27 protein-coding genes are annotated in these 26,552 nt (G+C 63.9%); 12 read left to right on the top strand and 15 right to left on the bottom strand.

Going from position 1 to position 26,552, the window contains the following annotated elements; all coding sequences use genetic code 11:
• The 6 genes from SO180_RS31505 to SO180_RS31480 form a co-directional block, all read left to right on the top strand.
• Window positions 1-312, top strand: a 312-nt coding sequence (locus SO180_RS31505; RefSeq protein ID WP_449382718.1) for a c-type cytochrome, incomplete at its 5' end; no start/stop codon positions are given.
• A gap of 227 nt (window positions 313-539) precedes the next feature.
• Window positions 540-2,435 carry an extracellular solute-binding protein gene (locus SO180_RS31500; RefSeq protein WP_449382717.1) on the top strand — a complete coding sequence of 632 codons (1,896 nt, stop codon included), beginning with the start codon at window positions 540-542 and terminating at the stop codon, window positions 2,433-2,435.
• A 14-nt stretch (window positions 2,436-2,449) separates the two neighbouring features.
• Window positions 2,450-4,348, top strand: coding sequence for an extracellular solute-binding protein (locus SO180_RS31495; protein ID WP_449382716.1), 1,899 nt, complete (start codon window positions 2,450-2,452; stop codon window positions 4,346-4,348).
• 3 nt (window positions 4,349-4,351) lie between these two features.
• Window positions 4,352-5,461 carry a microcin C ABC transporter permease YejB gene (locus tag SO180_RS31490; RefSeq protein ID WP_283038202.1) on the top strand — a complete coding sequence of 370 codons (1,110 nt, stop codon included), beginning with the start codon at window positions 4,352-4,354 and terminating at the stop codon, window positions 5,459-5,461.
• Window positions 5,461-6,639, top strand: coding sequence for an ABC transporter permease (locus SO180_RS31485; protein WP_449382715.1), 1,179 nt, complete (start codon window positions 5,461-5,463; stop codon window positions 6,637-6,639). Before SO180_RS31490 ends, SO180_RS31485 begins: the two co-directional genes overlap by 1 nt.
• Window positions 6,640-6,642: 3 nt before the next feature.
• Entirely contained in the window at window positions 6,643-8,280 is a 1,638-nt protein-coding gene (locus tag SO180_RS31480) for an ABC transporter ATP-binding protein (RefSeq protein ID WP_449382714.1), read from the top strand.
• A 50-nt stretch (window positions 8,281-8,330) separates the two neighbouring features.
• Here the strand turns inward: SO180_RS31480 and SO180_RS31475 are convergent, their stop codons facing one another.
• Together SO180_RS31475 and SO180_RS31470 are read right to left on the bottom strand one after the other, a co-directional pair.
• A complete protein-coding gene (locus SO180_RS31475) occupies window positions 8,331-9,176 on the bottom strand; it encodes a C40 family peptidase (protein WP_449382713.1) in 846 nt (281 codons plus the stop codon).
• Window positions 9,169-10,545, bottom strand: a complete 1,377-nt coding sequence (locus SO180_RS31470; protein ID WP_449382712.1) for a leucyl aminopeptidase family protein — start codon at window positions 10,543-10,545, stop codon at window positions 9,169-9,171. Before SO180_RS31470 ends, SO180_RS31475 begins: the two co-directional genes overlap by 8 nt.
• Before the next feature lie 209 nt (window positions 10,546-10,754).
• Between SO180_RS31470 and SO180_RS31465 the strand changes: the two genes are divergently transcribed.
• Together SO180_RS31465 and SO180_RS31460 are read left to right on the top strand one after the other, a co-directional pair.
• On the top strand, window positions 10,755-10,958 hold the full coding sequence (locus SO180_RS31465; RefSeq protein ID WP_449382711.1) for a hypothetical protein: 204 nt from the start codon (window positions 10,755-10,757) through the stop codon (window positions 10,956-10,958).
• 169 nt (window positions 10,959-11,127) lie between these two features.
• Entirely contained in the window at window positions 11,128-11,943 is an 816-nt protein-coding gene (locus SO180_RS31460) for a tetratricopeptide repeat protein (RefSeq protein ID WP_449382710.1), read from the top strand.
• A gap of 129 nt (window positions 11,944-12,072) precedes the next feature.
• Here SO180_RS31460 and SO180_RS31455 read toward each other — a convergent pair whose 3' ends face one another.
• From SO180_RS31455 to SO180_RS31410, 10 genes are all read right to left on the bottom strand, one after another.
• Window positions 12,073-13,047 (bottom strand): type II secretion system F family protein, encoded by a 975-nt coding sequence (locus tag SO180_RS31455; protein WP_449382709.1) that lies wholly within the window; start codon window positions 13,045-13,047, stop codon window positions 12,073-12,075.
• A gap of 10 nt (window positions 13,048-13,057) precedes the next feature.
• The gene (locus tag SO180_RS31450) at window positions 13,058-14,035 is read right to left on the bottom strand and encodes a type II secretion system F family protein (RefSeq protein ID WP_449382708.1); all 978 of its coding nucleotides are present in this window, start codon (window positions 14,033-14,035) and stop codon (window positions 13,058-13,060) included.
• Window positions 14,036-14,048: 13 nt separating this feature from the next.
• Window positions 14,049-15,518: a TadA family conjugal transfer-associated ATPase gene (locus SO180_RS31445; RefSeq protein ID WP_449382707.1), complete on the bottom strand. Its 1,470-nt coding sequence runs from the start codon at window positions 15,516-15,518 to the stop codon at window positions 14,049-14,051.
• Window positions 15,519-15,538: 20 nt separating this feature from the next.
• Window positions 15,539-16,807, bottom strand: coding sequence for a CpaE/TadZ family protein (locus SO180_RS31440; protein WP_449382706.1), 1,269 nt, complete (start codon window positions 16,805-16,807; stop codon window positions 15,539-15,541).
• A complete protein-coding gene (locus SO180_RS31435; RefSeq protein ID WP_449382705.1) occupies window positions 16,804-17,541 on the bottom strand; it encodes a CpaD family pilus assembly protein in 738 nt (245 codons plus the stop codon). Before SO180_RS31435 ends, SO180_RS31440 begins: the two co-directional genes overlap by 4 nt.
• Before the next feature lie 21 nt (window positions 17,542-17,562).
• On the bottom strand, window positions 17,563-19,038 hold the full coding sequence (locus tag SO180_RS31430) for a type II and III secretion system protein family protein (RefSeq protein ID WP_449382720.1): 1,476 nt from the start codon (window positions 19,036-19,038) through the stop codon (window positions 17,563-17,565).
• A gap of 17 nt (window positions 19,039-19,055) precedes the next feature.
• A complete protein-coding gene (gene cpaB, locus SO180_RS31425; protein ID WP_449382704.1) occupies window positions 19,056-19,856 on the bottom strand; it encodes a Flp pilus assembly protein CpaB in 801 nt (266 codons plus the stop codon).
• 127 nt (window positions 19,857-19,983) lie between these two features.
• Complete coding sequence (locus tag SO180_RS31420; protein ID WP_449382703.1) at window positions 19,984-20,508, bottom strand: A24 family peptidase; 525 nt, start codon at window positions 20,506-20,508, stop codon at window positions 19,984-19,986.
• 98 nt (window positions 20,509-20,606) lie between these two features.
• Window positions 20,607-20,741 (bottom strand): hypothetical protein, encoded by a 135-nt coding sequence (locus tag SO180_RS31415; RefSeq protein ID WP_449382721.1) that lies wholly within the window; start codon window positions 20,739-20,741, stop codon window positions 20,607-20,609.
• Between the two features lie 76 nt (window positions 20,742-20,817).
• Window positions 20,818-20,982: a Flp family type IVb pilin gene (locus SO180_RS31410; protein ID WP_027521689.1), complete on the bottom strand. Its 165-nt coding sequence runs from the start codon at window positions 20,980-20,982 to the stop codon at window positions 20,818-20,820.
• Window positions 20,983-21,266: 284 nt separating this feature from the next.
• On the opposite strand from SO180_RS31410, the gene SO180_RS31405 reads away from it, so the two are divergent.
• From SO180_RS31405 to SO180_RS31390, 4 genes are all read left to right on the top strand, one after another.
• Window positions 21,267-22,094 (top strand): sterol desaturase family protein, encoded by an 828-nt coding sequence (locus tag SO180_RS31405; RefSeq protein WP_449382702.1) that lies wholly within the window; start codon window positions 21,267-21,269, stop codon window positions 22,092-22,094.
• 193 nt (window positions 22,095-22,287) lie between these two features.
• Entirely contained in the window at window positions 22,288-22,785 is a 498-nt protein-coding gene (locus SO180_RS31400; protein ID WP_449382701.1) for a pilus assembly protein N-terminal domain-containing protein, read from the top strand.
• A gap of 142 nt (window positions 22,786-22,927) precedes the next feature.
• Complete coding sequence (locus SO180_RS31395) at window positions 22,928-23,515, top strand: TadE family protein (protein ID WP_449382700.1); 588 nt, start codon at window positions 22,928-22,930, stop codon at window positions 23,513-23,515.
• A gap of 23 nt (window positions 23,516-23,538) precedes the next feature.
• Window positions 23,539-24,120, top strand: coding sequence for a TadE/TadG family type IV pilus assembly protein (locus SO180_RS31390; RefSeq protein ID WP_449382699.1), 582 nt, complete (start codon window positions 23,539-23,541; stop codon window positions 24,118-24,120).
• Window positions 24,121-24,206: 86 nt separating this feature from the next.
• On the opposite strand, the gene SO180_RS31385 is transcribed toward SO180_RS31390, so the two are convergent.
• From SO180_RS31385 to SO180_RS31375, 3 genes are all read right to left on the bottom strand, one after another.
• Window positions 24,207-24,419: a cold-shock protein gene (locus SO180_RS31385; RefSeq protein ID WP_011084262.1), complete on the bottom strand. Its 213-nt coding sequence runs from the start codon at window positions 24,417-24,419 to the stop codon at window positions 24,207-24,209.
• A gap of 268 nt (window positions 24,420-24,687) precedes the next feature.
• The gene (infA, locus tag SO180_RS31380) at window positions 24,688-24,978 is read right to left on the bottom strand and encodes a translation initiation factor IF-1 (protein ID WP_027521693.1); all 291 of its coding nucleotides are present in this window, start codon (window positions 24,976-24,978) and stop codon (window positions 24,688-24,690) included.
• 24 nt (window positions 24,979-25,002) lie between these two features.
• The gene (locus SO180_RS31375; protein WP_449382698.1) at window positions 25,003-26,463 is read right to left on the bottom strand and encodes a DEAD/DEAH box helicase; all 1,461 of its coding nucleotides are present in this window, start codon (window positions 26,461-26,463) and stop codon (window positions 25,003-25,005) included.
• Between the last annotated feature and the right edge of the window lie 89 nt (window positions 26,464-26,552).

Below are 26,552 nucleotides of genomic sequence, written 5' to 3'. Positions count from 1 at the left end.
GCCAAGAAGTGCGGCGCCTGCCACACCTTCGAGAAGGGCGGCCCGAATCGCGTTGGTCCGAACCTCTACGGCGTCGTTGGCCGCGCCCGTGCCACCGAAGCTGGCTTCAACTACTCCGCCGCGATGAAGGGTAAGGGCGGCGAGTGGACCATCGACGATCTCAACAAGTTCATCACCAACCCGAAGGGCTTCATTCCCGGGACGGCGATGGGCTTCGCCGGTATTCCGAAGGATTCGGAGCGCGCCGACGTCATCGCGTATCTGAATAGCCTGGCCGATAGCCCGAAGCCGCTGCCGACTGCGGCGAAGTAAGATCGCCAAAAGATTATGCTGACCCGCGGCCAGGCTCGAAAAGCCTGGCCGTTTCCTTTTTCCTTATCTGTCGCTTGACGCCTCGCAGCGTTGTTATCGGGGCGTTTCGTCGCAGCGAACCGTCCCCGCGGCCTTCCAAGATGAGGAAAAAGCAACACAATCGGTCGAAACCTTGCCGTATATTGGGGCCTTAAAGGGGTAACCTCCTTCAAGACAGGGACGTTCATTTGGCCATTACCCGACGCGATCTTCTGCTAGCCGGCGCTGCGACTGCTGCGCTCCCCGCCCTCGGTTCCGCCGTCGGCATTCCGATCATTGGCGCCGCGCAGGCGCAATCGGCCGGTGAACTTCCCTGGCGCCATGGTCTGTCCCTGTTTGGCGACATCAAGTACCCCGCCGATTTCAAGCGCTTCGACTACGTCAATCCGGACGCGCCGAAGGGCGGCATCGCGCGCATGATCTCGATCGGCACCTTCGACAATTTCAACATTGCGGTTGCCGGCATCAAAGGCGTGATCGCACCGGCTGCCGGGCTGATCCACGAAACCCTGATGACTCGCGCGCAGGACGAAGTGGCGACGCAGTACGGTGAGCTTGCCGAAGCCGCCCAGCATCCGGACGATTTCTCCTGGGTGATCTATCGCCTCCGCAAGGAAGCCCGCTGGCACGACGGCAAGCCGGTCACGCCTGAGGACGTGATCTTCTCGCTGGAGACGCTGAAGAAGCAAAGCCCGATGTACGGGTCGTACTACCGCCATGTGGTGAAAGCCGAGAAGGTCGGCGAGCGCGACATCAAGTTTACCTTTGACGGTCCTGGCAACAGGGAACTGCCCACCATCGTCGGCGAGCTCACGGTGCTGCCAAAGCACTGGTGGGAAGGCACCGATGCGCAAGGGCGCAAGCGCGACATCGGTGCGACTACACTCGAGATTCCGCTCGGCTCAGGTCCATACCGGATCAAGGAATTCGTGGCGGGACGCTCGATCAAGCTCGAACGGGTCAAGGACCATTGGGGCGCGAACTTGCCGAGCCAGGTCGGGCAGAACAATTTCGACGAGTTGCGCTTCGAGTTCTTCCGCGACAACATCGTGGCGCTCGAAGCCTTCAAGGCCGATCAGGCCGACTGGATCGCAGAGAATTCCGCCAAGCAATGGGCGACCGCCTACGATTTTCCGGCAGTCACCGAGAAGCGGGTGGTCAAGGAAGAATTCCCGATCAACGATTCCGGTCGGATGCAGGCCTTCGTGGTCAACAGCAGGCGCGACCAGTTTAGGGACCCGCGGGTGCGGCGGGCTTTCAATTACGCCTTCGACTTCGAGGAGATGAACAAGCAGCTGTTCTTCGGTCAGTACAAGCGGATCAACAGCTACTTCGAGGGCACGGAGCTTGCCGCAACCGGCCTGCCTCAGGGTGAGGAATTGCAGATCCTCGAGACCGTGAAGGACAAGGTGCCGCCGGAAGTCTTCACCACGCCGTACCAGAATCCGGTCGGCGGCAATCCGGAAGCGGTGCGCGCCAACTTGCGTGAAGCGGCAAAGCTCCTGAAGGAGGCGGGCTTCGAGGTACGCGATCACAAGCTGGTCGACGCCTCTGGCAAGGTTCTGACGGTTGAAATCCTGGTCCAGGATCCCTCGTCCGAGCGTATCGCACTGTTCTACAAGCCGTCGCTGGAGCGGATTGGCGTCAATACGTCGGTCCGCACGGTCGACGACGCCCAGTATCAGAACCGGCTGCGGAGCTTCGACTTCGACATGATCATCGATCAGTGGGGCCAGTCGCTCTCGCCGGGCAACGAGCAGCGCGAGTATTGGGGATCGCAGACGGCCGACGTGCCCGGCGCGCGCAACACCATCGGGATCAAGAATCCGGCCGTGGATGCATTGATCGAGAAAGTGATCTTCGCCAAGGACCGCCCTGGGCTCGTTGCCGCAACGCGCGCGCTCGATCGCGTGCTGCTGTGGAATTTCTACGTTGTGCCCCAGTTTACCTATTCGTTCTCGCGCTACGCCCGGTGGGACCGCTTCAGCCATGCCGAGCCGCTGCCGAAATATGGCAGGTCAGGCCTGCCGACGCTGTGGTGGTATGACGCCGAGAAGGCCGCCCGAATCGGAAAACGCTCTTGAGGAAGCTTTCGCGCATGGCGCAGCTTTCACGACGGCACGTGCTGGCCATGGGCGCCGGCGGCGCCTTGAGCGCATCGCTGAGCCCGGCTTGGCTGCGCGGCGCGCAGGGGTCGGAGATGCCGGCCGAGATGCACGGAATCTCGGCGTTCGGCGATCTCAAATATCCGGCCGACTTCCACCATTTCGACTACGTCAATGTCGATGCGCCGAAGGGCGGCACGTTCTCGCTGATCCCGTCGGTGCGCGCCTACAATCAATCCTTCTTCACATTCAGCTCGCTCAACGCCTTCATCCTCAAAGGCGAGGGCGCGCAGGGCATGGATCTGACTTTCATCTCGCTGATGGCGCATGCGGGTGATGAGCCCGATGCGATGTACGGCTATGCCGCCAAATCGGTGCAGATCTCCCCGGACAAGCTCGCCTACCGTTTCACGATTCGGCCCGAGGCGAGGTTTCACGACGGTGGGAGGCTGACCGCGCATGATGTCGCCTTCTCCATCAACACGCTGAAGGAGAAGGGCCATCCGTTGGTCCAGTTGCAGATGCGCGACGTCAAGGGCGCCGAGGCGCTCGATGACTCCATCGTAGTGGTGAATTTCGCCGAGAAGCGCGCGCGCGACGTGCCGCTCTATGCGGCAGGCCTGCCGATCTTCTCGAAGGCTTATTACGCGACGAGGCCGTTCGAGGAATCGACGACGGATGTCCCGCTCGGCTCGGGCCCCTACAAGGTCGGGAAGTTCGAAATCAATCGCTACATCGAGTTCGAGCGGGTGAAGGACTGGTGGGCTGCCGACCTGCCGGTCTGTCGCGGCAGCAACAATTTCGACGTCGTGCGCTACGAGTACTACCGCGATCGCGACGTCGCGTTCGAGGGCTTCACCGGCAAGAACTACTTCTATCGCGAGGAATTCACCTCGCGCATCTGGGCGACGCGCTACGATTTTCCGGCCATCAAGGACGGCCGCGTCAAGCGAGAATCGGTGCCGGACCGAACGCCGTCAGGCGGCCAGGGCTGGTTCATCAACACCCGCCGCGACAAGTTCAAGGACGCCAGGATTCGCGACGCCATGAACTGCGCGTTCGACTTCGAGTGGACCAACAAGACCATCATGTATGGCGCCTATGCCCGCACAATCTCGCCGTTCCAGAACTCTGACCTCGTTGCGCAAGGCATGCCCTCGCCGGAGGAGTTGAGGCTGCTCGAGCCCTATCGCGGCCAGGTCCCCGATGAGGTGTTTGGCGAGCCCTACGTGCCGCCGGTGACGGACGGCTCGGGCCAGGACCGCACGCTGTTGCGCAAGGCGCAGCAGTTGCTCCAGGAGGCAAAGCTTCCGGTCAAGGATGGCAAGCGTCTGCTGCCGAATGGCGACGTCTTCACCGTCGAGTTCCTGATCGACGAGCCGTCGTTCCAGCCGCATCACGCCTCCTTCATCAAGAACCTGAACACGCTTGGGATTGAGGCCAGTCTGCGCGTCGTCGATGCCGTCCAGCATCGCGCGCGGGTCGAAGGGTTCGATTTCGACGTCGCGATCGAGCGCATCAGCATGACGCCGACCCCCGGTGACAGCCTGCGGACCTATTTCACCTCGCAGGCCGCAGCCACGAAGGGATCCCATAACCTGGCCGGCGTCGCCAATCCTGCGATCGATGCGCTGGTGGAGAAAGCGATGGCGGCCAATACGCGCGATGAACTGACGGTCGCCTGCCGTGCTATCGATCGCGTCTTTCGTGCCGGGCGCTATTGGGTGCCGCAATGGAACAACACCAGCCACCGACTGGCCTATTGGGACATGTTCGATCACCCGAAGGAGTTGCCGCGGTACCAGCTGAGTGACTATTCCAGCGACGTCGGCGAGCGGACTCTGTGGTGGTATGATGCCGCCAAAGCCGCCAGGCTCGATCAGGCGAAGTAGCTCATGAGCGCCTATATCGCCCGCCGTATCCTCCTGATGATCCCGACGCTGCTCGGGATCCTCTTCATTTCCTTCGTGGTGGTGCAATTCGCACCGGGCGGCCCGGTGGAGCGCGTGATCGCGCAGCTCTCCGGCGCCGACACCGGCGGCACCTCGCGCATCTCGGGCGGCGGCGATTTCGCGCAGCGTGCGCCGGGACAGGTCGGCGCCGGCGCCGACGCGGTCAACTCGAAATACCGCGGCGCGCAGGGGCTCGATCCCGAGTTCATCAAGAAGCTGGAGCAGCAATTCGGCTTCGACAAGCCAGCGCCCGAGCGCTTCCTGATGATGGTCTGGAATTTCGCGCGGTTCGATTTCGGCACCAGCTACTTTCGCACCGTCAGCGTCATTCAGCTCATCAAGGAGAAGCTGCCGGTCTCGATCTCGCTCGGCATCTGGCTGACGCTGATGACGTACCTGATCTCCATACCGCTCGGCATCCGCAAGGCGGTCAAGGACGGCGCGCGTTTCGACACCTGGACGTCGGCGGTGATCGTGCTCGGCTACGCGATCCCCGGCTTCCTGTTTGCGATCCTCCTGATCATCCTGTTCGCCGGCGGCTCGTTCTTCAACTGGTTCCCGCTGCGCGGGCTGACATCGGACGGCTGGTCGCAATTCCCCTGGTACTGGAAGATCCTCGACTATTTCTGGCACCTGACCTTGCCCCTGATCTCGATGGCGCTCGGTGCATTTGCGACCATGACGTTTCTCACCAAGAATTCGTTCCTGGACGAAATCCGCAAGCAATATGTCATGACCGCGCGGGCCAAGGGCTGTAGCGAGCGACAGGTGCTCTACGGCCACATCTTCCGCAACGCCATGCTGATCGTGATCGCGGGTTTCCCTGGCGCCTTCATCAGCGCCTTCTTCTCGGGCTCGCTTTTGATCGAGACCATCTTCTCGCTGGACGGGCTCGGGCTGCTGGGTTTCGAGAGCGTTCTCAACCGCGATTATCCCGTCGTGTTCGGCACGCTCTACATCTTTTCGCTGATGGGGCTCGTGGTCAATCTGATCTCCGACCTGACCTATATGTGGATCGATCCCCGGATCGATTTCGAGGCGCGGGAGGTCTGATGTCGGTCATCGCGCCCACACCGATCGAGACCAAGACCCAGGCGCCGCTGGGCGAGGCAGTACCCCCTACGGGCAAGGCGTTCGCCCCGTCGCCGCTCAACCGCCGGCGCTGGCAGAACTTCAAGGCGAACAGGCGCGGCTACTGGTCGTTCTGGATCTTCATGGTCCTGTTCGTGGTGTCGCTGTTCGCCGAACTGATCGCCAACGATCGTCCGTTCATGATCAAGTTCGACGGCCGTCTCTACTGGCCCGCTTTCGTTACCTATTCGGAGACCACCTTCGGCGGCGATTTCGAGACCGCGGCCGACTATCGCGATCCCTATTTGCAGAAGCTGATCAAGGACAAGGGCGGCCTGATCGTCTGGCCGCTCATCCGCTATTCCTACGACACCCACAATCTCGACCTGCCGACACCCGCGCCGTCGCCGCCAACCTGGATGCTGACGGAGGCGCAATGCAAGCCGGTGGTGGAGAAGAAGGGACTGAAGAGCTGCCGCGATCTCGAATACAACTGGCTCGGGACCGACGATCAGGGCCGCGACGTGGTTGCGCGTCTGATCTATGGCTTCCGCATCTCGGTGCTGTTCGGCCTCATCCTGACCATCGTCTCGTCGGTCATCGGCATCATCGCCGGCGGCGTGCAGGGCTATTTCGGTGGCTGGATCGATCTGTTGTTCCAGCGCTTCATCGAGATATGGAATGCGATTCCCTATCTCTATCTGCTGCTCATCATATCGGCGGTGCTCCCGCCGGGCTTCTTCATCCTGCTCGGCATCATGGTGCTGTTCCACTGGGTGGCGCTGGTCGGCCTCGTGCGCGCGGAGTTCTTGCGCGGGCGCAATTTCGAATACATCCAGGCTGCACGGGCGCTCGGTGTCTCCAACGCCGTGATCATGTTCCGCCACCTCCTGCCGAACGCCATGGTGGCGACGATGACGTTCTTGCCGTTCATCGTCTCCTCATCGGTGATGACGCTCACGGCGCTGGACTTCCTGGGCTTTGGCCTGCCGCCCGGCTCGCCGTCGCTCGGCGAGATGTTGGCGCAGGCCAAGGCCAACGTGCAGGCGCCGTGGCTTGGTTTCTCCGGCTTCTTCGCCGTCGCGATCATGCTGTCGCTCCTGATCTTCACCGGCGAAGCGGTCCGCGACGCCTTCGATCCGCGCAAGACGTTCAGGTAAGCGATGGACGCGATCAACCAGCCCCTTCTGAGCGTGCGCGACCTCTCGGTGGCCTTCCACCAGGGCGCAGGCACGACGCTCGCCGTCGACAAGGTGTCGTTCCAGATCAAGCGCGGCGAATGCGTGGCGCTGGTCGGCGAATCCGGCTCCGGCAAGTCGGTCAGCGCGCTCTCGGTCATGAAGCTTCTGCCCTATCCCAACGCCTCGCATCCCTCGGGAAGCATCCGCTTCAAGGGGCGTGAGATCCTGAACCTCTCGGAGCAGGAGATGCGCGGAATCCGCGGCAGCGACATCTCCATCATCTTCCAGGAGCCGATGACCTCGCTCAATCCGCTGCACACGATCGAGGCGCAGATCGGCGAGATCATCCAGCTCCACAATCCGACCAGCAATGCGCTGGCGCGCAAGCGGACGCTGGAACTCCTCGCCCAGGTCGGCATCCCCGATCCCGAGACGCGGCTCGCGAGCTATCCGCATCAGCTCTCCGGCGGTCAGCGCCAGCGCGTGATGATCGCGATGGCGCTCGCCAATGAGCCCGACCTGTTGATTGCGGACGAGCCGACGACGGCGCTCGACGTCACGGTGCAGGCGCAGATTTTGGCGCTGCTAGCCGAGATCCGATCGCGCCTCGGCATGAGCCTGCTCTTCATCACCCATGATCTCGGTATCGTGCGCCGTATCGCCGACACCGTCTGCGTGATGAACGGCGGCAAGATCGTCGAGCAGGGGCCGGTCGAGCAGGTCTTCACCAGCCCCAAGCATCCCTATACGCGTGACCTGCTCGCGGCCGAGCCGAAGCCGGATCCGGCGCCGCCGCAGCCGAACGCGCCGGTCGTGATGTCGGCCGACGCGCTGAAGGTCTGGTTTCCGATCAAGCGCGGTTTCCTGCGCAAGACGGTCGGACACATCAAAGCGGTCGACGGCGTCAGCGTCGCCGTGCGCAAGGGCGAGACGCTCGGCGTCGTCGGCGAGTCCGGCTCCGGCAAGACCACGCTCGGGCTTGCGCTCTTACGGCTGATCTCGTCGAACGGCCGCATCGTCTTCCTGGGGAAAGATATCCAGGGTCTGCGCTTCAAGGAGATGCGCCCGTTCCGCCGCGACATGCAGGTCGTGTTCCAGGATCCGTTCGGCTCGCTCAGCCCGCGCATGTCGGTCGCCGATATCGTCGGTGAGGGGCTTTCGGTGCATCAGCCGAAGCTTTCGCGCGAGGACCGCGAGGCACGCGTCATCAAGGCGCTGGAGGATGTCGGTCTCAATCCGGAAACGCGCTTCCGCTATCCGCATGAATTCTCCGGCGGCCAGCGCCAGCGCATCAGCATCGCGCGCGCGATCGTGCTCGAGCCGGATTTCGTCGTGCTGGATGAGCCGACCAGCGCGCTCGACATGCTGTTCCAGGCGCAGATGGTCGACCTTCTGCGCGAATTGCAGCGCAAGCGCGATCTCACCTACATGTTCATTTCGCACGATCTGCGCGTCGTGGCCTCGCTCGCCAGCCACCTGATCGTGATGCGCGGCGGCAAGGTGGTCGAGGAAGGGCAGGCGGCGGAGCTGTTCAAGAACCCGAAGACAGACTACACGCGCGCCCTGTTCGCGGCCGCGTTCCGGCTGGAGACGGCCGGCAACGGGGCGGTGGCGACGTAGGCTCCTCACCTCTCCCCATGGGCGAGGTGGTCCGAGTCACTTTCGCGAGATCAACCCAGCCGCTTGATCGCAATGACCTCGCTGCCGGCCTGCTTGATCCGCGCAATTGCCGGTTGGATCGCCTCGATCACCGTCGCCATGTGATGCGCGTTGGCGTGGACCATGGTGCTGCCATCGCGCACGATCGCGACATGGCCCTTCCAGAAAATCAGGTCGCCGCGTTGCAGCTTGGTCCTCTCATGCGGCTCCAGGGTTCGTCCGAGACCCGCCAATTGCATGTCGCTGTCGCGCGGGCAGCCGATGCCGGCGGCAGTGAGTGAAACCTGGACCAGCCCCGAGCAATCGATGCCGAATGAGCTCTTCCCGCCCCAGAGGTAGGGCGTGCCGACGAAGCGCTCGGCGACGGCGACCAAATCCGGCTCGCGGTGGTCGAGAGCGACGAGGTGCGTCTTCGGGAGATAGTGTCCCTCGCGGGTGATTGCGAAGGAGCCGTCCTCGCGCGTTACCGCGACTTTTGACCCCATCACGAGCGTGTCGGATGGCGGCAGCTTGATCGACGGGCCCGGAAAGGCAAAGGTCCGGAGCGCACTGACCTTGTTTGTCGGCGCAGCCGCGGGCTTGGCGAGCGTCGCATCGGGAACCCAGCCGACATAACCGTCACTTACGAGCTGGCCCCAGGCCCAGCCTTCGCCGTTGCGATCGTAGATCGTGACGCGCTCGCCGCGCAGCGCCTCGGTCATCAGCATCGCGCTCGACGACGGCTGCTCGCGCAGCGGCGCGATTGCCTCGACCACCTCGAATTCTTCGCCGGTGACGAAGCGCTCGGCCTGCACCTTGGCTTCGAGATATTTCGCGGCGATGTCGCCGCGTGCCGGCGTCACCCGAGGGTCATGCATAGCGTTCGCTCAAAAGTGCGAAGAGAGCGCGCGCGGCCTGGCATTCGCCGCCCTCGGGTCGCGCGGGTTTTGCCGATGGCGTCCAGGCGTAGATGTCGACATGCAGCCAGCTCTTCGCCTGCTCGACGAAACGCTGCAGGAACAGCGCGCAGGTGATCGAGCCGGCGAAGGCTCCGGATGGCGCGTTGGTGATGTTGGCCGTCTTGGAGTCCAGCCAGGAATCGTAAGCCGGCCATAGCGGCATGCGCCACAACGGATCGTTCTCCTTGACGGCGCAGCGCGCGACGTCGGCGGCAAGCGTCTCATCATTGGTGTAAAAGGGCGGTAAATCCGGGCCCAGCGCAACGCGTGCCGCACCGGTCAGCGTGCCCAGATCGATCAGCAGATCGGGCTTCTCCTCGTCCGCCAGCGCCAGCGCGTCGGCCAGCACCAGCCGGCCTTCCGCGTCGGTGTTCCCGATCTCGACCGTGATCCCCTTGCGCGAGGGGAAGATGTCGAGCGGCCGGAAGGCATTGCCGGCGACCGCGTTCTCCACGGCGGGGATCAGCACGCGCAGCCGCACCTTGAGCTTGGCACCCATCACCATGCGCGCGAGCGCCAGCACGTTGGCCGCACCGCCCATGTCCTTCTTCATGATGAGCATTCCGCTCGACGGCTTGATATCGAGCCCGCCGGTGTCGAAGCAGACGCCCTTGCCGACCAGAGTGACCTTTGGATGCGCAGGGTCGCCCCAGGTGATGTCGATCAGACGCGGCGCGCGGGTCGAAGCCATGCCGACTGCATGGATGAGCGGAAAATTCTGCGCCCTCAATTCGTCGCCGACGATGCAGCCAAAGCTCGCGCCGAATTCGGCGGCGAGCGCCTGCGCCGCCGCAGCGAGCTCGACAGGCCCCATGTCGTTGGCAGGCGTGTTGACGAGATCGCGTGCCAGACACGCCGCATCGGCGATCCCAGTAATTTCGGCGGCGTCGACCCCATCGGGCGGCACCAGCCTGACCTCGGGCGCATCCGCTTTGCGGTAGCGGGCAAAGCGATAGCTGCCGAGTGCAAAGGCGAGGGTGGCGAGGCGCGTATCGTGCGGCGCATTGGCGAAGCGATAGGTGCCGGCAGGCAGCAGCCCCGGCAGGCTGCCTGGCCGGAACAGGTCGCGTGATCTTGCGGCCTCGTCCTCGAGGCCGAACAAGACCCCTGCGACTGCGCCATCCGGCGCCGGCAACGCGAGATAGGCGCCCGGCTTTCCGGCAAAGCCGTTGGCCGCGGCGAACTGCCGTTGCGGCGGCACCAGCGTCTCGGCGACCCGGTCCCAGCTCGATTTGGTAACGAAGGTGATGGGAATGGCGGCAGACGACGTCTCGAATACGGAAGGCATTGGCGGGTCCGGCCCAAGCTGGTTCAGATGATGACAAGAGACTTCGCAGAGTTTCGCGGCACCCGCAATCGGCTTTGCCGCCCTCGGCGCGCCCGCGAGCTGCTACTCGCCTCGCCGTCACCATGCTAGGTTCCACCAAAACTCGTCTGTGGCGTCGGTGCCGCGGATCAAGGGCAAGTCCAAGACAAGCCGTGCCGGGAGGGAATGCAATGGAATTTCTGTGGAGCGTGGTCGCGTTTTTCGGCCAGGCCGTCGAGGCGGTCTTCGCCTATGTCGAACACCATCACTGGATCTTCGCATTCCTCGCCGGCGGCTACATTTTCTATCTCCATGACCGCGCAGTCCATGCGCGTTTCGACGCGCTCGACAAGCGCATCGATGAAGTGAGGAAGCGCCTCGCCATGGAGTACTGAGCCGCTCCGCGCAAGACCGTTGAGGGTCGACCTCGCTCTCGGTGGCATGCCCGCCGGCCGTGCGGCGCTCCGCCCTGGGGGCGGCAGGCCCGTGTTAACCGGCCGTTAGGGTTAACAGTCTATTGCTGGCGTGTTCGGCTCGATCAATCGGCTCGAGAGTCAAAGCGTCATGCGTCAGCGGTTCAGTGTTGCCCGGCTTCTTGCATCCAGCTCGCTGGTGGCGGTCATCGCTGCGGGCCTCGGCGGCTGTACGGCGATGTCTAAGATTTCCGACATCACGGGCTCGGTGTCGCCGCGCACGGAAACCGCAGTGCCCGCAGATCCTGTCCGCGCCGCCGACGTCTATGGCGAGCGCTACCGCGCCAATCCGAAGGATCCCGACGCCGCGCTTGCCTTTGGCCAGGCGCTGCGCGCCAACGGCCAGCGGGCGCAGGCCGCCGCCGTGCTGGAGCAGGCAACCATCGCCCATCCCGGCAATAAGCCGCTTCTGGCGCTCTATGGCCACGCGCTCGCCGACAACGGCAATTTTCAGCAGGCCTTCGACGTGCTGTCGAAGGCGCACTCGCCCGACAACCCGGACTGGCGCCTGCTCTCCGTGCAGGGCACCTGCCTCGACCAGATGGGCAAGCACGAGGAAGCGCGCCGCTACTATGTCAGCGCACTGAAGATCACGCCCGGCGATCCAGGCGTCCTGTCCAATCTCGGCCTTTCCTACATGCTCACGAAGGAGTTGCCGCGGGCGGAAGAGACGCTCCGGCAGGCCTATGCCTCGCCACGCGCCAGCGCGCGGGTACGGCAGAATCTTGCGCTGGTGGTCGGCCTGCAGGGACGCTTCGCGGAGGCCGAGAGCATCGTCAAGGCCGACCTGCCGCCGGACGAAGCCGCGGCCAACGTCGCCTACCTCAAGGAAATGCTGAACCGCAACGACGCGCCGCACAACGCGGCAAAGCGCATGCCGGTCGCTTCCCTCAGCCAATCGGAATAGCCGGCTAGAACAGGACGAGTTTCCGGCGCGAGTCGGAGGTGCAGTTCACCCCTCCTCGCTGGGGAGAGGTGAACCTCGGCAACTGCTTGCGTTTGATCTCACTCAACGCGTGTTGGACGGCGCGAGCGATCAATGCAGCTCGGAGACCTTGATGCCGGTCGGTCCGAGAATGACGACGAACAGCACCGGCAGGAAGAACAGGATCATCGGCACGGTCAGCTTTGGCGGCAGCGCGGCGGCCTTCTTCTCGGCCTCGTTCATGCGCATGTCGCGGTTTTCCTGTGCCATCACGCGCAAGGAATGTCCGAGCGGGGTACCGTAGCGCTCCGCCTGCTGAAGCGCGAGACAGACCGATTTGACGCCTTCGAGGCCGGTGCGCCGCGCCAGGTTCTCATAGGCTACTTTGCGGTCCTGCAAGTAGGACAGCTCGGCCGTGGTCAGCGTGAATTCCTCCGACAGCGCGATCGACTGGCCGACGATCTCGGTCGCGACTTTGCGGAATGCCATCTCGACCGACATGCCGGACTCGATGCAGATCAGCAGCAGGTCGAGCGCGTCGGGAAAGGCGCGCTTGATCGAGAGCTGGCGTTTGGAGATCGCGTTGCGCAGGAACAGCATCGGCGCCTGGAGACCAAGATAGGCGGCGCCGACGCAGATACCGACCTTGATCGGCAGCGACTGCTGCATATGCGCGATCAGGAACACGTAGAGCATGGAGCCGACGAACAGCACGAGCGGTGTCACCATGCGGGCGAACAGGAAAGTGATGTAGGGCGCCTGGCCACGATAGCCTGCCATCACGAGCTTATCGCGCGCGGCTTCCTGCGCCAGCCATTTGGTGAGGTTGAAGTCGTCGACCACCCTGGAGACGAGTTGCTTCGGCGTCTGACGCAGCGAAACCTTCTCGGTCTTGGCGAGCCGGTCGCGCTCGCGCTGCCGGATGCGCTCGCGCTCGCTTGCCACCGCCTTCATGCGCTTGGCAAGGCCTTCGCCGGCGAACAGCGGCATCACCAGCGTGTAGACGGTGGCGCTGGCGGCGATTGCCGCCAGCAGCATCGTCATGAAATGAACGTCGTGCAGTTTCGTGACGAGGAGATCGACCATACGCGCACCGTCAGAAGTCGAAGTTGATCATTTTCTTCATCACCAGGATGCCCATCGACATCCAGACGACGCAGCCGACCAGCATGAGCTGGCCGGTGGGGTGGGTCCACAGCAGCGAGATGTATTGCGGGGTCGTGAGATAGACCAGGAACATCACGATCGGCGGCAGCGAGCCGATGATGCCGGCGGAGGCCTTGGCCTCCATCGACATCGCCTGGATCTTTTCCTTCATCTTCTTGCGGTCACGCAGCACCTTCGAGAGGTTGCCGAGGGCCTCGGAGAGGTTGCCGCCGGACTTCTGCTGGATCGAGACGACGATGCCGAAGAAGTTCGCTTCCGGCAGCGGCATGCGCTCATAGAGACGCGCGCAGGCCTCACCCAGCGGCATGCCGATGGCCTGGGTCTCGATGATCGCCAAGAACTCGCTGCGCAGCGGCTCCGGCGAATCGGCAGCGACGACCTTGATCGATTCGAACAGCGGCAGGCCGGCCTTGATGCCGCGGACGATGACATCGACCGCATCCGGGAGCGCCGCCAGGAACTTGTTCTCGCGGCGCTTCTTCAGGAAGCTCAGCATCCAGCGCGGTAGGCCCAAGCCGCCGGCGAAGGCAAGGCCCGCGGCCCCCAGCAGTCCGCCGCCGACGAACATGACGACGAAGAAGAACGCGCCGCCGAGCGCGGCGGAGACGATCCAGAATTTCTGCGACGTCCAGTCCAGTCCGGCCTGCGACAGCCGCACGCTGAGTGGAACGCTCTTTTCCTTCAGACGACGCTGTTCGAGATCCTTGAGCGTGGTCTCGACCTGCTCGCGGCGCGAGCGCTGGCTTTTCTCGGCCTGCCGTGTCGCGACCGGCTCGGCGCGCGCGACGGAGGCGCGGCGGCTCTCCGCCTTTCGCTCGCCTGATAACAGCGGATAGAGGAAAACCCAGGCGATGCCGCCGACGGCGGCGGTGGCGAGAAAGGCGAGGGCGAGGACCTGTATCTTCATGGTGCGTTACCGCTCACGTCTTCGCCGCCACTTCCGCCGCATCGAGCGCAGCGGCAAGGCGCTTCTCCTCGCCGTAGTAGCGGGCGCGCTCCCAGAAGCGGGGCCGACCGATGCCGGTCGAGCGATGCCGTCCGATGATCTTGCCGTTGGCGTCCTCACCCACGAGGTCATAGAGGAAGATGTCCTGCGTGATGATGGTGTCGCCCTCCATGCCCATCACCTCGGTGATGTGGGTGATGCGGCGCGAACCGTCGCGCAGGCGGGCGGCCTGGATGATGACGTCGATGGAGGCGCAGATCATCTCGCGGATGGTGCGCGAGGGCAGGGAGAAGCCGCCCATCGTGATCATGGATTCGCAGCGCGACAGCGCCTCGCGCGGATTGTTGGCATGCAGCGTGCCCATCGAGCCGTCATGGCCGGTGTTCATGGCCTGCAACAGGTCGAAGGCCTCGGGTCCGCGGACCTCGCCGACGATGATGCGTTCGGGGCGCATACGCAGGCAGTTGCGCACCAATTCGCGCATCGTGACCTGGCCTTCACCCTCGATGTTGGGCGGTCGGGTTTCGAGCCGCACCACGTGAGGCTGCTGGAGCTGCAGTTCGGCCGCGTCCTCGCAGGTGATGACGCGCTCGTCGTGCTCGATGTAGTTGGTCATGCAGTTGAGCAGCGTCGTCTTGCCCGAACCGGTACCGCCGGAGATCAGCACGTTGCAACGGCAACGGCCGATGATCTGGAGGATCTCCGCGCCTTCGGGGGTGATCGCGCCGAACTTGACGAGCTGATCCAGCGTCAGCTTGTCCTTCCTGAACTTGCGGATGGTCAGCGCGGGGCCATCGATCGACAACGGCGGCACGATGGCGTTGACGCGGGAGCCGTCGGCGAGACGGGCGTCGCAGATCGGCGAGGATTCGTCGACGCGCCGGCCGACCTGGCTGACGATGCGCTGGCAGATGTTGAGGAGCTGCTGGTTGTCGCGGAAGCGGATGCCGGTGCGCTGGATCTTGCCACCGACTTCGATGAACACCGTGTTGGCACCGTTGACCATGATGTCGGCGATGTCGTCGCGCGACAGTAGCGGCTCGAGCGGGCCATAGCCGAGCACGTCGTTGCAGATGTCGTCGAGCAGCTCCTCCTGCTCGGCGATCGACATCACGATGTTCTTGATCGCGATGATCTCGTTGACGATGTCGCGGATTTCCTCGCGCGCGGATTCGGAGTCGAGCTTGGCGAGCTGGGCGAGGTCGATCGCCTCGATCAGGGCGCCGAAGATCGTCGCCTTGACCTCGTAGTAATTGTCCGAGCGGCGGCTCTCCATCGGCGGGGGCGGGGGAGCCTTGATCGGCGCCAGCGGCGGCGAGGCGATGGCCGGGGGCGGCGGCGCGCGCGAAACACTCGGCGCCGGGGCCTGGGCAGGCTCTGGCGACACGGCGCCGGGCTTGGGGGCCCGAAGGTCGGTGTCTGTTCCGCTACGCTTACCGAACACTTAACAACTCCATGCGGCGGCTATTTTCCGCGCAACTTCTCAATCAGGGGTGAAAGGAACGACGACTTTTGCTTCTTGGTCTCGCTGCGGCCGGTCAGGCGCTGGGCGATCTGGAGGAACATGTCGATCGACTTATGGTTGGCCGAGATTTCCGCGATCATCTGGCCGTTATTGGCCGCGGAGCCGAAAGTCTGTGGCTCGAACGGGATCGAGGCGATTGGCTGGCTCTCGATCGCCTTGGCGAACTCGGTGGCGGCGATTTCGGGCCGTTTGGGGACGCCGACCTGGTTCAGGCAGTAGAGCGGAGGCCGGTCGTTCGGCCGAGCCGCCTTCAAGAGGTCGAACAGGTTCTTGGTGTTGCGCAGGTTCGCAAGGTCGGGCGCGGCCACGATCAGGATGTCGTCCGCCCCGATCAGGGCGCGCTTGGTCCAGCCCGTCCATTGGTGCGGGATGTCGAGCACGATGCAGGGCATGGTCGAGCGCAGCGTGTCGAACACGGCGTCAAAGGCGTCGGTGCCGAAATCATAGACCCGGTCGAGCGTCGCCGGCGCGGCCAACAGGCTCAGATGGTCGGTGCATTTCGACAACAGACGGTCGACGAAGGCCGTATCGACGCGGTCCGGCGAGAACACGGCGTCCGCGATGCCCTGCGGCGGATCCTGGTTGTAGTCGAGCCCGGCGGTGCCGAAGGCGAGGTCGAGATCGGCGACCACCGCGTCCATGGCGAGGTCGCGCGCGATCGCCCAGGCGACGTTGTGGCTGATGGTGGAGGCGCCGACGCCGCCCTTGGCGCCGACGACTGCAATGATGCGGCCGACCGCCTTGGCTTCCGGCGCAGAGAACAGATTGCAGATCGATCGCACGACGTCGATCGGGCCAACCGGTGCCAGCACATAGTCGCTGACGCCGCGGCGCACGAGCTCGCGATAGAGCATGACGTCGTTGATGCGGCCGATCACGACGACGCGGGTGCCGGCATCGCAGACGGTCGCGAGCTGGTCGAGGCCGCCGAGCAGGTCAGCCCGCCCGTCGCTCTCCAGGACGATCACGTTCGGTGTGGGGGCGGAGCGATAGGCTTCGGCTGCAGCCGCGATGCCGCCCATCTGGATCTTCAGGTGAGCCTTGCCGAGGCGGCGGTCCTCGCCGGCCGATTGCACGGCGGCGGCGGTTTCCACGGTCTCGCAGAACGCCTGGACCGAGACGCGTGGGGCAGGTGCAATATGCTCTTCTGCCGGCGGCGGCGCGCCCTGCGGCTGTTCGTCTTGAGTCTGGCGAGCGTAGCTGATCATTTGCCGGTGTCGCTGAGTTTGGCCTTGTCGGCCTCGGGATAGGTGGTCGACGTCGTCTGACCCTTGCGATATTTCTCGAAGGCGACATTGCGGCGCATCGTGTAGGCCGGCGTTTCAGGCCGCGGCTGCTCGAGATCCGACGGATTGTCGATCATTGCAGCCATATTGCGCTGATAGCTGCAGCCGAAATTGTAATAAGACTTGTTCTCGAACCATCGCGGGTTCTTGATGGAGGGGCCGACATCTTCAGGCCATAGCCCGCAGGGACCCGCGACCGCGGCAATCCTGGAATAGGTCAGGCGGATCGGCGGCAGGAAGCGCTGGTCTTCGGGGCGATAGCGGCGCACGATGACGCCGCGCGGCGGCACGCCGGCGGCAGCCAGCATTGCCTGAATTTCCCGCAGCGAATCCGCAGCCGGGCGCGCATTGGGCGTGTCGGTCGGCACGTCGATATGAATCGCGCCGGTGCCTTCATGCGTCCAGGTCGATGCCAGGCCCATGACGTCGGCGCGCTGGGCTGCGGTCAGGCCGCCGCGCGCGTGACCGACGAAGACGACGATGGAGCGGTTCTGCTCCTCGATCGCGATCGGGTGGCGCTGCTTGTAATCCTCGGGAATGGAGGCGGTGACGGCTTCGTCGGTATGGGTGCAGGCGCCGAGCGCAATCGCGATGCCGACGAGCGCGCCGCTGACGCGCAGGGCACTGTTGCGATTCTGGGGTGGTCTGGTGGTCATTCTCGAAGTCCCCGTTCCGCCTCAGTCGGTGATGAAGCCGTAGGTGCCGCGATAATTCCGTGCGGGATCGACCCGGCCCGGAACGCCGTAGATGCGGTTGATGTTGCCGAGCAGCTCGGCCTGTGGATCGGAAGGCGCGGCAAAGCCGTCATCCGGACGCGACAGGTCCTTCTGCGCGACGGCGCGTACGATATAGGGCGTCACCAGAACCATCAGCTCGGTCTGGTTGTTGACGTAGTCGCGGCTGCGGAACAGCGTGCCGAGCACCGGGAGCTGCATCAGCCCGGGCAATCCACTGACCGCCTGCTTGGTCTGCTCCTGGATCAGGCCTGCCATCGCCATCGCGCCGCCGGACGGAATTTCCAGCGTGGTCTCCGCTCGCCGGGTCCTGATCGAGGGCACCGTCAGCGAGTTCGTCGTGCTCGATGAGACCGCCTGCGACAGCGTGATCGAGTTGTCGTTGGAGAGCTCCGAGACCTCGGTCATGACGCGCAGGCTGATCTTGCCCTCGGTCAGCACCACCGGGGTGAAGTTGAGCGAGATGCCGAACTTCTTGAAGCTGATCTGGTTGGTACAGACGTGCGTTGTCGGATCGCAGGCATAGCCCGCCGGCACGGGGAATTCACCACCGGCGATGAAGGTCGCCGACTCGCCCGAGATCGCGGTCAGGTTCGGCTCGGCCAGCGTGCGGATCACGCCCGCGGTTTCCATCGCGCGCAGCGTCGCCTGCACGGAGGGGGTCGAGCCGAACGACGTGTTCAGGCTATTACCGGACACCAGGTTGCGGCCCAGGGCCGTGAACGGATTGGAGTTGGTGAAGTTCACGACCGCGGTGCCGTAAGCGAGATTGGCGGAGAGGTCGATGCCGAGCTGCTTGACGATGTTGCGCGCAACTTCGGCGACCGTCACCTTCAGCATGACCTGGTCGCGGCCGCGGACCACGATGGAGTTCACCACCTTGTCGGCGCCGCCGGCAAGGCGGACGGCAAGGTCGTTGGCCTGCTGCGCCTCGATCGGATTTGCCGCAGTGCCGGTCAGAATGACGCCCTCGGCGAGACCGTCGATCTGGATGTCGGAGTTGGGGGCGACCTGCTTCAGCGCCGCGCGGATGCCGTTGAGGTCGCGCTTGACCGCGATGTCATAGGCCGCGATCTGCTGGCCGGCGGAATCGAAGAACACGATGTTGGTCTGGCCGACGGCGGCGCCGATGATATAGGCGCGCTGCGCCGAGCGGACCACCGCGTTGGCGATCTTGGGATCGGCGACCAGCACGTCCTTGATATCGCGCGGCAGGTCGATCACGATCGACTTGCCAACGCCGAGCGACAGGAAGCGCGCGTTCATCTGGCCGTCGGCCGCGATCGGTGCCGCGTTGCGATAGTCGGCGGCGATGACCGGGGTGAGCGCCGGATTGAGCGTCAGTGCCAGTGCGGCTGAAAACGACAGGGCGCGAACCATGCTGGTCCGCAACGCCGCCCGATTGCCCCTGCATTTCATATCGAAGGCCCCCATCGTCACTTCTGTGCGGTCATCTGGCTCGGAATGCCGAAGCGAATGACCGAGACGGTCTCGCCGCGCCTGCGCGCCGGCTCGTCCTCGTTCTCGTTCTTGGCGTTGATGTCGGCGATGCTGCGCAGCGCCAGCGACAGCGTGCCGGTCTGGCGCGCGCGTGCCAGCGTTTCGGTCTGCTCCGGCTTTAGTTCGAGCGTCACGGTCTTGCCGACGACGCTGTTCTGGCCGTCCTTCTCCTTCGGCGCCTGGTCGATCGCCAGAACACGGATGTTGGACAGGAGGATCTCGGAATTGACGACGTCACCGCCCGCGCTGGCGCCGGCATTCTTGTCGCGCCGGGTGAGCAGCACGTCGACGCGGTCATTGGGCAGAATGAAGCCGCCGGCGCCGGTCTCTGCCGAGATTTCGGTGGAGACGGCGCGCATGCCGCTCCGCAGGATCGCAGCCATGAAGCCGGACCCCTCGGCCTTCACCAGCTTCTGCTCGCGGATCGGCTCGCCCTGGATGAAGGGCGCGCGGGCGATCGAGCCCGTGATCTGGGTGGTGGCGTCGGGACGTTCGTTGCGGCGGATGAAGACAGCGCTGGCGGTCGCCGTCGGCCAGGTCTGCCACTGCATGTCTTCGGGCTTGACGGTTTGACCGAGGCCGATGTCGGACTTGGCCACCAGGACGTCGACGGTCGGAAGCTGAGCAACCGGCGCGGCCGGGGGCGGCGACGGGCTGTCGGACCCGCTCGCCAGGTACGCGGCGATGCCGCCGGCACCGATAGCGACCGTCAGGACGACAATGCGTGCGGTATTCATTACGCTTCACTTTCCACAAGACGCCGCGACGCTGCCGCCGCCGTGATGGCAGTTGACCAGCTAAACGTCAAAGCATGGTTAATGAGGCGTATCTAAATCGGCTTAACGCCGGGTTTATCCGGTGCGTTCAGCGCAGCGCGAGGTGAGCGAGATCAATCGCTTTCACCCATTCCGTCTCCGGATAGACCATCAGCGCGCCGATCGCGAGCGCGATGCCGTAGGGGATGTCGCCTTCCTTGGCGTGCAGCCGCGCGAGCCAGGCCTGTCCGGCAAGTCCGTAAGGCAACGGCCATTGCCGGAACTGGAGCAGCAGCAAGGTCAGCGCGCCGCCGAACAGCGAGGCGTAGAGCAGGAAGTTCATCAGATGGGTAAAGCCGAACCAAAGCGCGACGGAGGCTGCGACTTTCGCGTCGCCGCCGCCGATCCAGCCCATGGCAAAGCAGGAGAATGTGATGACCAGCATCAGGGCACCGGCGCCGACATGGGTCAGCATGTCGTAAGGCGCCATGCCGCCTATGAGCGCAAGGACGAAGAAGCCGGCGACCAGCGCCAGCGACACTCGGTTCGAGATGGTCATCGTGAGCAGGTCGCTCGCGGCGGCGAAGGCCACCAGGGCCGGGAAGAGCAGAAGGCGCGCGAGGTCGAGGATCATGATCTGCTTCTTCAGGGAGCGCTGGCCGGCGCGGGATCGGAGCTCGCGGTATTCTAGTCGTCAGTGTTAAACAAACCTGAAACGGGGTACTGCGGAGATCACCAGATGCTGGCGATCCGGGCCGCGAGCGCGACCAGCGCGAGCAACAGCGCAAGGCAGACCCAATAGGTCGGCGCCTCGCTTTGCGCGGAAGCTGCCGTCTCGAACACGGCATCGGTTCTGGTCTTATGCAACGCCACTGGAACTCGAGGCTTTCCGGAAAGACAAAGCCCCGGACGTATCCGGGGCTTCCTGCAACACGTCGGACGCTTACTTCAGCGAGCTGCTGATCGAGCCGAACTTGGAGTTCAGCGAGGTGCCGAGGTTGTTGACGACGGTGATGATCGCGAGCGCAATGCCGGCGGCGATCAGGCCGTACTCGATGGCAGTGGCGCCGGATTCATCCTTCACGAAACGCGCAATCAGGTTCTTCATGAGCAAAAACTCCATGTGGGTGTGGGGTGGCCTCGTTCGGCGCAAATTCCAAGTGTTGCGAGGATGAGAGCCGAGCCGTTGCGGTACGGTTAACCTGATCACGGAAACTCGATTCTGGCGTGATGCTTTTCACCAGAGTCAATTTCGTCTTAAGGCGCGCATTCGAAATTCGAAGCATTTGCGGTCCGCGGGAACAAAGACCGCCAATATGCAGAGCGGCTTCACGCTCCCTTAAATTTCGAAGCGTAGGCGTAAAGCCGATACAGATGAGAGATGAGACGCCGATGTCGAGCCTGCCCATGGACGTCGCCTTGATGCTCGGCGAAACCATCGCAAAGGTCATTCCCGTTACTGCGGCGCTCGCGGTGGTCTTCACCGTGCTCGAGCATTTCTGGGCCTGTAATCCCGGCGTGCCCTGGTGGCGCAAGCGCGAGATCGTCACCGATATCTGCTACTGGTTCTTCGTGCCGGTGTTCGCCCGCACGATGCGGATCGGGCTCTTGATCGTCGCCGCCGGAGTCGTCTTCAACATCCACGATCCCGACGAGCTGATCGCCTTCTACGACAACGGTCACGGCCCGCTGTCGGAGCTGCCGCTATGGGCTCAGGCGGCGGTGTTCCTCGTCCTGTCGGATTTCATGCTGTACTGGCTGCACCGGCTGTTTCACGGTGGCGGATTCTGGAAGTACCACGCGATCCATCATTCCTCGGAGGAGCTGGGCTGGATCTCGGCGGCGCGTTTCCATCCGGTGAATCTGGTGCTCGGCACGATCGGCGTCGACGTCGTGTTGCTCACCGTCGGCATCTCGCCGAACGTGATGATCTGGCTCGGGCCGTTCACCACCTTCCATTCCGCCTTCGTGCACGCCAATCTCAACTGGACGCTCGGACCGTTCAAATATGTGCTGGCGACCCCGGTGTTTCACCGCTGGCACCACACCTCGCTCGAGCAGGGCGGCAATACCAATTTTGCCGGCACCTTCCCGCTCTGGGACATCCTGTTCGGGACCTTCCGGATGCCGGCGAACGAGCTGCCGCAGGACTATGGCAAGGACGAAGCGGGAATGCCGAGCGAGATCGGCGGCCAGCTCGCCTATCCGTTTCGGCGCTAACGCGCGATAAGATAGGGCCGGGTTAGCGCAGAGAGTGCAGCGCATTTCCATCACGACGGTTTTTGCCCGATCGCATCAGGCTTTAACCCTCGCGTTTGCGGAACGTTCATGAATTGAGGTCAGTTTAGCCGGGTCGGGCGCCGGCTCCGCCTCGTATCGCTTTAGCCGGCCAGGTCAGGTCCCGGGGTAGAGTATGCGTAAAGAGTTTCTGCGCCGTCACGCGCGTGTTTGTGTCCTGGTTGCGGCCGCCGTGCTGGCATTGCCGGCAGCCGGTCTTGCCGAATCCACCAGCGACGCCATCGCCGTCAATGTCGACCAGGCTAAGCTCGTGAAGCTGCCTGGAAAGGTCGCGACCATCGTGGTTGGCAATCCCCTGATCGCAGACGTCACGCTCCAGCCGGGCGGCATGATCGTGGTGACCGGCAAGGGCTACGGCGCCACCAATTTCATCGCGCTGGACCGCGGTGGGGAGATCCTCGTCGATCGGCAAATCCAGGTCGAAGGACCGAGCGACCGGCTCGTCACCGTCTATCGCGGCATCGAGCGCGAGTCCTATAGCTGCATGCCGATCTGCCAGCGCCGCGTGACGCTCGGCGACAGCGATGCCTATTTCAACAACACGATCGGCCAGGCCGGTACGCTGAGCAACTCGGCCAGCGGCAATGCCAGTTCGGCGGCCAAGACCAACTAAGCCGCCGGCCGCGGCCTGGTTGCCGCGCTCGGACCCGAAACGCGCAAGGTATCCTTCACGGACATCTTGACCGCCTGAAACGGGCGAGTCGTTCGTTTCATGTGAGAGGCAGAGTCTCACTGCCGCCACAGGGTCTTTCTCAATGCCGTCGCCCGCCGCCTGGACGTTTTCGTTGCGCAGCCAGCTCCAGCGCTTGCGCCGCAACCGCCGCGGCTCCGCGGCGGTCGAGTTCGCGCTGGTCGCGCCGATCTTCTTCGCGCTGCTGTTCGCGATCATCGAGACCGCGATCATGTTCTTCGCAAGTCAGGTGCTCGAGACGGTCACGCAGGATGCCGCGCGCTCGGTTCTGACGGGCCAGGCGCAGAGCGGCTCGGTGTCGGCCTGTGCGGTCTCCGGTGTGGCGGCGGCCTGCACGCAGACGACGTTCAAGAGCTACGTCTGCACCCAGATCCCGGCGCTGTTCTTCGATTGCAGCAGCCTCTACGTCGACGTCTCGAGCTATTCGTCGTTCTCGGCAGTCACGCTGCCGAGCCACATCGATTCGGCCGGCAATTTCGATACGAACATGGGCTACAGCGCCGGGAGCGCCGGCGACATCGTGGTCGTCCGGCTGTTCTACCAGTGGCCGCTCTTCGTCACCGGGCTGGGCTACAACATCTCGAATCTCGCGGGCAACAAGCGCCTGCTGGTCGCGACGGCCGCCTTCAAGAACGAACCCTACTCCAATTGACGCCAACGGATCCGAGCGGAACCATGCGGGCGATTGCGAAAATCCGGCGAAACGCCGCCTCCTGCGCGCGCGATTTCGGCGCCGACAGCCGCGCGTTGGCGGCGACGGAGTTCGCGGTGGTGGTGCCGCTGATGCTGGTGCTGTTCTTCGGTGCCGTCGAGTTCTCGTCAGCAGTCGCGATCGACCGCAAGGTCACGATGATGGCGCGCACGCTGTCCGACCTGACCTCGCAATCGACGTCGGTCGGCGACACCGACATGACCAACTTCTTCGCGGCGTCCTACGGCATCATGACACCGTACTACAACAGCTCGGTCACCTCGGCGACGATCAGCGAGCTCTACGTCGATCCCACGACCAAGGTGGCGCGCGTGCAATGGAGCAAGGGTTCCTTGGTGCGATCGCAGGCCTCGGTGGTGAGCATCCCTTCGACGCTCGCGATCGGCGGCACCTATCTGATCTTCAGTGAGGTCAGCTACGTCTACACGCCGACGATCGGCTACGCGCTCAAGAACGCGATCACGCTGAGCGACGTCGCCTATGCGCGCCCGCGTCAATCGACTTGTGTCTATTACAGCCCGTCGACGAGCTGCACGACCTACTGAGCGTCTCCGATCTTCGGACATGAAAAAAGGCCGCGCACAACGCACGGCCTTTTCGTTTGCTCAAATCCGCCTGGAGCGGGCCGGTCTTAGCCAGCGGAGCGAAGATTGTCGGCTGCCGACTTGCCCGACCGACGATCGGCAACGATCTCGTAGGAGATCTTCTGGCCTTCGCGCAGCGTACCGAGGCCAGCACGTTCCACGGCGCTGATGTGCACGAACACGTCCTTGCCGCCGTCGTCGGGCTGGATGAAGCCAAAACCCTTGGTCGCGTTAAACCACTTCACGGTTCCCATGCTCATGGGGGTAGTCCCTTCTCAGATACATAGTGTCGATGCCCGCTTTCGCGGACGGGTTAGATCGAATTTCTGGAAGGGTCGTCAGCGTGTCTGAACCGGCTGTACCGGTGGATGCTAATGTCGTCCGGCCGAAAATCGATTAATTCATTTTATTGGAAAGGGGTTTTCAAAACAATCCTGACGTGCACGATTTTTTGATCCGCCGCCCGGGCGGGCGGCAGATCGCATCAGACCAGAATCTTAATTCCGTATCGCGGCACTGCCGCGAGCCTTAGCGGCGACGGAACTGTCCGCCGCGTTGCGCTCCGCCCCGCGGCGGGCCGCCGGTCGGACCCGGACGCTCGTCCTTGTGGCGGAAAATCAGCCGTCCCTTCTCCAGATCGTAGGGCGACATCTCCACCGTCACGCGGTCGCCCGCCAGCGTCTTGATGCGGTTCTTCTTCATCTTGCCGGCGGTGTAGGCGACGATCTCGTGCCCGGCGTCGAGCTGCACGCGGTAGCGCGCGTCGGGGAGGATTTCGGTGACCAGTCCTTCGAACTGGATCAGCTCTTCCTTAGCCATGAATTTCTCCAGGTCGTGGGACGGCTAGTGCGAAAAGGGTTTGCGGTTGGGTCGACCGTTCGGGCGACTCTCGCGGCGTAAAAACGCAACGCCTTGTATCCCATCAGACTGGCCGGCGCTATGCGCGGGACGCTGTTCCGACCGATCGTTTGATGACGAATTCATCTTACCACCGGAACGGCGGCGGCGAGACCCCTTTGAAGCCTTGTGACCGTCGCCGGGCCTGCCATCCACATGGCGTGCGTCGCCATGTCGTCCATCGCCATGCCGCGCGCCCTGCGGGCGTGGACCGGGGCGGCCCGGACGATGCTGCTTTGCGGGAGCAGACGGCGCATGCGCCGTCTCGCGGCCGGCGTCGGTGCGATGATCCTCGCGCGGGAGCGCCACGCGGATCAGGCGCTCGATGTCGCGGAGATAGCTGAGTTCCTCGCCGCCTGCGACCAGTGAGATTGCGGTGCCGTCTGCGCCGGCCCGCGCGGTGCGGCCGATCCGGTGGACGTAGGTCTCCGGCACGTTCGGCAGGTCAAAATTGATGACGTGGCTGATCCCGTCGACATCGATGCCGCGAGCGGCAATGTCGGTCGCCACCAGCGTGCGGATCTCACCCGAGCGGAACTGGGCCAGCGTTCGCTCGCGATGGTTCTGCGACTTGTTGCCGTGGATGGCATTGGAGGCGATACCGGCTTTGGCCAGCGTCTTCACGACTTTGTCGGCGCCGTGCTTGGTGCGGGTGAAAACCAGCGCGCGGTCGATCGGCTCGTCCTTCAGGAGCTTGGTCAGGAATGCGGGCTTGGCGGAGAAATCCACCTGGATGATCCGCTGGCGGATGCGTTCCGCCGTCGAGGACACCGGGGTGACGGCGACGCGCGCGGGGTCGCGTAGCATGGAGTCGGCGAGCTCGGCGATGTCCTTCGGCATGGTGGCCGAGAAGAACAGCGTCTGGCGCTTGATCGGCAGCTTGGCGACGATTTTGCGGATGTCGTTGATGAAGCCCATGTCGAGCATGCGGTCGGCTTCGTCGAGCACGAGGAATTCGACGCTCGAAAGCTTCAGTCCGTTGCTCTGCACGAGGTCGAGCAGGCGGCCAGGGGTAGCCACCAGTACCTCGAGACCAGGCATCAGCGCGCGCACCTGGCGGCCCATCGGCACGCCGCCGATGGCGAGTGTCGAGGTCAGGCGGATGTGGCGGCCATAGGCGTTGAAGCTGTCGAGGATCTGGCCGGACAGCTCGCGGGTGGGCGAGAGCACGAGCACTCGGCAGGTCTTGGGCTGCGGCTTGACACGGTTGTCCAGCAGGCGATGCAGGATCGGTAGCGCGAAGGATGCGGTCTTGCCGGTGCCGGTCTGGGCAATGCCGACGACGTCCCGGCCGGTCAATGCCAGGGGGATGGTCTGGGCCTGAATGGGGGTCGGCGTGACGTAGTTTTCTTCTTTGAGGGCGCGCGAAATGGGATCGGCCAGGCCGAAGTCCTGAAAGGAAGTCAAAAGAGGTTCTTTCCAATGTCAAAAGCGAACGCCCACGCTGTTTCCGCGTGGCGCGCGCAAGGGTGTCGAGAAGACACCTGCGTGTTTGG

Source organism: Bradyrhizobium sp. UFLA05-112 (assembly GCF_053572325.1).
Note: the sequence above shows the minus strand (reverse complement) of the source record. Positions and strands in the feature narration are given on the sequence as shown.

What these genes read in the sequence shown, in the direction of transcription:
- SO180_RS31495 (WP_449382716.1), top strand. Translation starts at nt 2,450, where the DNA reads ATGGCGCAGCTTTCACGACGGCACGTGCTGGCCATGGGCGCCGGCGGC.
- SO180_RS31490 (WP_283038202.1), top strand. Translation starts at nt 4,352, where the DNA reads ATGAGCGCCTATATCGCCCGCCGTATCCTCCTGATGATCCCGACGCTG.
- SO180_RS31485 (WP_449382715.1), top strand. Translation starts at nt 5,461, where the DNA reads ATGTCGGTCATCGCGCCCACACCGATCGAGACCAAGACCCAGGCGCCG.
- SO180_RS31480 (WP_449382714.1), top strand. Translation starts at nt 6,643, where the DNA reads ATGGACGCGATCAACCAGCCCCTTCTGAGCGTGCGCGACCTCTCGGTG.
- SO180_RS31475 (WP_449382713.1), bottom strand. Translation starts at nt 9,176, where the DNA reads ATGCATGACCCTCGGGTGACGCCGGCACGCGGCGACATCGCCGCGAAA.
- SO180_RS31470 (WP_449382712.1), bottom strand. Translation starts at nt 10,545, where the DNA reads ATGCCTTCCGTATTCGAGACGTCGTCTGCCGCCATTCCCATCACCTTC.
- SO180_RS31465 (WP_449382711.1), top strand. Translation starts at nt 10,755, where the DNA reads ATGGAATTTCTGTGGAGCGTGGTCGCGTTTTTCGGCCAGGCCGTCGAG.
- SO180_RS31460 (WP_449382710.1), top strand. Translation starts at nt 11,128, where the DNA reads ATGCGTCAGCGGTTCAGTGTTGCCCGGCTTCTTGCATCCAGCTCGCTG.
- SO180_RS31455 (WP_449382709.1), bottom strand. Translation starts at nt 13,047, where the DNA reads ATGGTCGATCTCCTCGTCACGAAACTGCACGACGTTCATTTCATGACG.
- SO180_RS31450 (WP_449382708.1), bottom strand. Translation starts at nt 14,035, where the DNA reads ATGAAGATACAGGTCCTCGCCCTCGCCTTTCTCGCCACCGCCGCCGTC.
- SO180_RS31440 (WP_449382706.1), bottom strand. Translation starts at nt 16,807, where the DNA reads ATGATCAGCTACGCTCGCCAGACTCAAGACGAACAGCCGCAGGGCGCG.
- SO180_RS31435 (WP_449382705.1), bottom strand. Translation starts at nt 17,541, where the DNA reads ATGACCACCAGACCACCCCAGAATCGCAACAGTGCCCTGCGCGTCAGC.
- SO180_RS31430 (WP_449382720.1), bottom strand. Translation starts at nt 19,038, where the DNA reads ATGAAATGCAGGGGCAATCGGGCGGCGTTGCGGACCAGCATGGTTCGC.
- cpaB (WP_449382704.1), bottom strand. Translation starts at nt 19,856, where the DNA reads ATGAATACCGCACGCATTGTCGTCCTGACGGTCGCTATCGGTGCCGGC.
- SO180_RS31420 (WP_449382703.1), bottom strand. Translation starts at nt 20,508, where the DNA reads ATGATCCTCGACCTCGCGCGCCTTCTGCTCTTCCCGGCCCTGGTGGCC.
- SO180_RS31410 (WP_027521689.1), bottom strand. Translation starts at nt 20,982, where the DNA reads ATGAAGAACCTGATTGCGCGTTTCGTGAAGGATGAATCCGGCGCCACT.
- SO180_RS31405 (WP_449382702.1), top strand. Translation starts at nt 21,267, where the DNA reads ATGTCGAGCCTGCCCATGGACGTCGCCTTGATGCTCGGCGAAACCATC.
- SO180_RS31400 (WP_449382701.1), top strand. Translation starts at nt 22,288, where the DNA reads ATGCGTAAAGAGTTTCTGCGCCGTCACGCGCGTGTTTGTGTCCTGGTT.
- SO180_RS31395 (WP_449382700.1), top strand. Translation starts at nt 22,928, where the DNA reads ATGCCGTCGCCCGCCGCCTGGACGTTTTCGTTGCGCAGCCAGCTCCAG.
- SO180_RS31390 (WP_449382699.1), top strand. Translation starts at nt 23,539, where the DNA reads ATGCGGGCGATTGCGAAAATCCGGCGAAACGCCGCCTCCTGCGCGCGC.
- SO180_RS31385 (WP_011084262.1), bottom strand. Translation starts at nt 24,419, where the DNA reads ATGAGCATGGGAACCGTGAAGTGGTTTAACGCGACCAAGGGTTTTGGC.
- infA (WP_027521693.1), bottom strand. Translation starts at nt 24,978, where the DNA reads ATGGCTAAGGAAGAGCTGATCCAGTTCGAAGGACTGGTCACCGAAATC.